This window comes from Amniculibacterium aquaticum, from assembly GCF_003852705.1.
Lineage (GTDB): Bacteria > Bacteroidota > Bacteroidia > Flavobacteriales > Weeksellaceae > Amniculibacterium > Amniculibacterium aquaticum.
Genome location: NZ_REFA01000052.1, coordinates 1 through 3,264, shown reverse-complemented (window position 1 = coordinate 3,264; position 3,264 = coordinate 1). Strand labels below are relative to the sequence as shown.

Below are 3,264 nucleotides of genomic sequence, written 5' to 3'. Positions count from 1 at the left end.
GCAAAAAGCCTTTTTCTTTTCCTAATTTTTGTATTTTAGCAAAAGAAAAATGGCTTTTTGCTTGGTGTTGAGATTGCATAAATACTTGATAATCAAAGTCCGCACTTCACAAAGCCGCAAACCGTTACCAGCAAGCTTACCACAGAACCTTATAATTCAAGAATCTAATAAAATATTATGGCAAATTTAGAGCAAATAAAAAAACTTAATTTAAAGTATAATAAAGCAAGTGCATTTACTCGTTCTATTAAAACATTTTCAATTAATGAATCTTTAGATACAAAAAATATTGAACTTTCTATTCAAAATAATATTAGAAGTTTAGGAACAAACTTTGTTCAATACTTTGATGAAGGAAAAGATGCTGATGTTGCGTTATTATTTATAGATATTTGTGATTTCTCAAGTAAAAATAGTACTCTAAATGGAAAACAGATAAGTACATTTTTTGATGAATATTATGATTTAGTAATCCCTATAATTTATGAATTTGGTGGTGAAATCGATAAAATTATTGGTGATGGAATAATTTGCCTTTTTGGACAGCCTTTTTTAAATAAAAGTTTAAATGATTGTATTATAGAGGCTGACAAATGTGCAAAAAAAATAATAGTTGAAACAAAGAAAAAAGATAAGTTTAAAAGTAAAGTTGCATTTCATTTTGGTAAAATAAATTATTTCAGAAATAAATCTGCATTTTACAATGAATTAACCATTGTTGGTAAACCTTTAACAGAATTATTCAGACTTGAATCAATTAGTGAAAATGAAAAAATAAACTATTTTGTAAAGTATACTTATGTAAGTAATTGGAATGAAAATCTAAATAAAGATACAAGACTTTGGACTCTTGAAAAAATAAAACCAATATCAACTGATTTAAAAGGTGTAGATTATAAATACACCCAAACAAATAAATATTTTATATAAAATGAAGGGAATACTTGATGAAATAACAGCGGATGTAATAGACATCAAAAATAAAAATTTCCAATATTCCTCTACAAATCTTGTTCCTTCAAGACACGACACTTCACTTACCTTTGAAAGAGGTCAAGATAAAATAGGTAAAGAGATTGAAACCTGTGTGCTTTATGTTGACATCAGAAATTCTGTTGAACTAAATAGAAAACACCATACTCAGACGATGGGAAGAATTTATAGTATATTTTCAAAATCAATGCTCAAACTAGCTAAACATCATGGTGGCTCTGTTAGAAATATTATTGGAGACAGAGTAATGATAGTATTTCCTTCTAAAGACTGTTATACAAATGCTGTTGATTGTGCAATCTCTATTTATCACGTATCGGAATATATTATCAATTCAAACTTCAAAGAAGTTGATTTTAAATGTGGTATAGGTATTGATTTTGGTCTATTAAAGGTTGTGAAAGTAGGATTGCACAGAAAAGGAACTGAAAATATTGATAATAAAAATTTAGTTTGGGTAGGTTATCCTGCAAATATTGCATCAAGATTAACAGATGTTGCCAATAAAACTTATAATAATTCTTCTGTTAAGGTAACATATTATCCATATAATTTTGGAAATATGTTTGGATTAACAAGCCTTTTGGGTCAACAGCCCGTAAATAAATCAAATGATGTATATTTAGATACTGCAACAACTCGTATTCACACAAATGAAGAATTTTCTAAAAGTTTAAGCTTTAACAATACACTTGGTGTCTGTTATTCAGGCGGAAAATTAATTAGATTTGATAAAATAGAATCAAAAATTGACTTTCCACCTATTTTAATGACTACAGCTGTATACAATGGTTTTAAAAAGGCAAACCCAACTAGAATTTGTATAACTGGAAATTTTTGGAAAGAAATCACAAATCATCAGATAAAAAATGTCTCTACCAACATATATGGTGGAACTGTAAATTGGAAAATTTAAAAAATTATGGAAAAAATAGAAAAAAGTTTGAAGAAATTAGAAATCATTAATCAATGGATTTCAAATTGTGATACAAAAAGTTCATTTGTCATGACATTCTTTGGAGTAATTATTACAATAATATTTACTTCAAATATTGGAACAGAAATGATACAATCTTTATCATTTTCAAAAGCAAATGAAATTGATTGGAAAAGTGTAAAAAGATTTATTGGACTAATTATTACTATCGCATTTTTTATTAGTTCAATAATTACTTTATATCATATTTATTTAACTTTAATCGGTAGAATTGATTCAAAAGTATACACACAAGAAAAATTAAATGTAAATTCCAATATTTTCTTTGGAACTATTTCATCAAAAACTTTTAAAGATTTTGAAATTGAAACAAATGATGAGGATAAAGACAAATACCTCAATGATATAAATTCACAAATCTTTATAAATTCTAATATTGTAAGTGAAAAATTTAAATATTATAACAAAAGTTTATTGTGGTCATTAATTACATTCGGTATTTTTTTATTGTACACTTTAATGAGATAAAGCCAGCTGGTAACAGCAGTTTGGCAAAATGGCGGGTTCAGTGCTAAAATGAAAATTTGGTTTTCAAATGAAGTTTAGTGCTAAATTGAAAGTAAGTGCTTCAAAATCCGCCACTTCGCCAAGCTGCAAAACGTTGTACGACATTTTTTAACAAAACTCCAGATCAAAACAAGATAGAAGATGAATTTAATGAAATTGAAAATGAAAAATTATGCGTTAGTAATTTTTAGACTTACACTTATGTTCACTTCATTTTCTCTACCAATTATTTTTACCGAAGGAGCTTATAAAAATATGATATCAAAAGGTCACTATTTATGGTATTTTTATTTTATTCTACTTTTTCTACTTACGATTTACTTTTTGATTAAAACAAATTATTATGAATTAGTAAATGCGAAAATTCAAAATGAAAAATTGATTTATAGAAATTTATTCATTTTCACAAAAGAAATTAAGATAAAAGAAATTCTAGGATTCAAAAATGGAATAGATGATAACTCAAATGAATTTATAAGTTTATACAATAGTCAAAACAGAAAAATTGTAACTTTAAAAAGTAATATTTATTCAAATTTATTTGAATTTGTTGACGCTTTAAATTGTGAAAACATTGGATTTGAATTAACTATTTTCCAAAAAATAATTCAAAAACTTCGAAATCTTATAAATAAAAAAGCTTAGATTCAACTAATAAATGCAACAGCATTTAAAATAACCAAGGGAAGTGTTTTGCCCCAGGGGCAAAACACTTCCCTTGGTTGGCGAAAAAAAATCACCTTATTTTGTGGTCACTACACTACAAA

Annotated in this window: 4 protein-coding genes; all 4 read left to right on the top strand. The window is 26.3% G+C overall.

Annotation, left to right across the window (positions count from 1 at the left end; translation table 11 throughout):
• Positions 1-177 precede the first annotated feature (177 nt).
• The 4 genes from EIY84_RS11590 to EIY84_RS11575 all read left to right on the top strand — a co-directional run bounded on the left by EIY84_RS11590 (position 178) and on the right by EIY84_RS11575 (position 3,142).
• Positions 178-930, top strand: a complete 753-nt coding sequence (locus tag EIY84_RS11590; RefSeq protein WP_124643347.1) for a nucleotidyl cyclase domain-containing protein — start codon at positions 178-180, stop codon at positions 928-930.
• 1 nt (position 931) lies between these two features.
• On the top strand, positions 932-1,909 hold the full coding sequence (locus EIY84_RS11585; RefSeq protein WP_124643345.1) for an adenylate/guanylate cyclase domain-containing protein: 978 nt from the start codon (positions 932-934) through the stop codon (positions 1,907-1,909).
• 6 nt (positions 1,910-1,915) lie between these two features.
• Complete coding sequence (locus tag EIY84_RS11580; protein ID WP_124643343.1) at positions 1,916-2,458, top strand: hypothetical protein; 543 nt, start codon at positions 1,916-1,918, stop codon at positions 2,456-2,458.
• A gap of 180 nt (positions 2,459-2,638) precedes the next feature.
• Positions 2,639-3,142, top strand: coding sequence for a hypothetical protein (locus tag EIY84_RS11575; RefSeq protein WP_124643341.1), 504 nt, complete (start codon positions 2,639-2,641; stop codon positions 3,140-3,142).
• The last annotated feature ends 122 nt before the right edge of the window (positions 3,143-3,264 follow it).

What these genes read in the sequence shown, in the direction of transcription:
- EIY84_RS11590 (WP_124643347.1), top strand. Translation starts at nt 178, where the DNA reads ATGGCAAATTTAGAGCAAATAAAAAAACTTAATTTAAAGTATAATAAA.
- EIY84_RS11575 (WP_124643341.1), top strand. Translation starts at nt 2,639, where the DNA reads ATGAATTTAATGAAATTGAAAATGAAAAATTATGCGTTAGTAATTTTT.
- EIY84_RS11585 (WP_124643345.1), top strand. Translation starts at nt 932, where the DNA reads ATGAAGGGAATACTTGATGAAATAACAGCGGATGTAATAGACATCAAA.
- EIY84_RS11580 (WP_124643343.1), top strand. Translation starts at nt 1,916, where the DNA reads ATGGAAAAAATAGAAAAAAGTTTGAAGAAATTAGAAATCATTAATCAA.